This window comes from Ideonella sp. P3_A4 (assembly GCF_056403075.1).
Genome location: NZ_JBFUGE010001190.1, coordinates 1 through 951, shown reverse-complemented (window position 1 = coordinate 951; position 951 = coordinate 1). Strand labels below are relative to the sequence as shown.

1 protein-coding gene is annotated in these 951 nt (G+C 68.8%); it reads right to left on the bottom strand.

Features of this window, described 5'->3' with window-relative positions; all coding sequences use genetic code 11:
* Nucleotides 1–912, bottom strand: a 912-nt coding sequence (locus AC1DYI_RS36875; protein WP_477209030.1) for a PAS domain S-box protein, incomplete at its 3' end; no start/stop codon positions are given.
* Nucleotides 913–951 lie beyond the last annotated feature (39 nt).

The following is a 951-nucleotide window of genomic DNA, read 5'->3' as shown; positions in this document are numbered from 1 at the left end:
GCGTTGGGAGAAACCGGCCAGTTCGACCCGGTACTGCTCCAAGGCCTGATTGGCTTGCACGCGCTGCGTCACGTCGCGCAGGATGGCGGTGAAGTAGACCCCGCTGTCCAGCACCACCCTGGAGATCGAGGCGTCGATCGGGAAGGTGTCGCCATTGGCGCGCCGGCCGCGCACTGTGCGCAATGGCGACATGGTGCGTGTCGAGGGCCCGCTGGTCGCAAAGGCGCGCAAGTGGTCGGCATGCGGTTCCCGTGCGGCTTCGGGCAGCAACTCGTCGAGTGGGTGGCCCATCATGTCGGCGGCCTTGCGGCCGAACATGCGCTCGGCCGCAGGGTTGAACAGCACGACACGGTGCGAGCGGTCGACCGTGATGATGGCGTCCATCGCGGCATTGATCATGCCGTCCAGCCGGGCCAGGGCTTCGGCCTGGGCCTGCTCGGCATGCTGGCGCTGGGCGATCTGGAGCTCCAGTTCAACGGCACGGCTTTGYAGCGTCTCGTTGGCGTCGAAGAGCTCGAACATCACGACGAATTCGCCCGCCAGCGCCAGCGCCATCATCTCGTCTTCGTCGTCGAAGCGGTGGCCGGCGCGCTCGTCGGTGAACAGCAACACGCCGTATTGGGCGCTGTCCGATCCGACAGGTACGCCCAGGAAGCTGCGCACCGGGCCGAAACTGGCCGGCAGGCCCGCCAACAACTCGCCGCCATCACCTTCGCGCAAGGCGGCGCTGCGGCCCCAGACGAGGCCGATGAGGCCCTGGCGGGTGGCCGGCCCGTACAAGCTCTCGATGGCCGGCGGCAGCAAGCCGTGCGCCTCGACATGGCGCACGCCGCGCTCGTCGGCCCGCAACAGTACGAGGGCGACCGCGTCGGCTTCCACGATCCGGCGGCTGGCGTCGCAGAACATGCGCAGGAAGGCATCGCGCTGGCGCTCGACGGCCAGGTCGAGCGC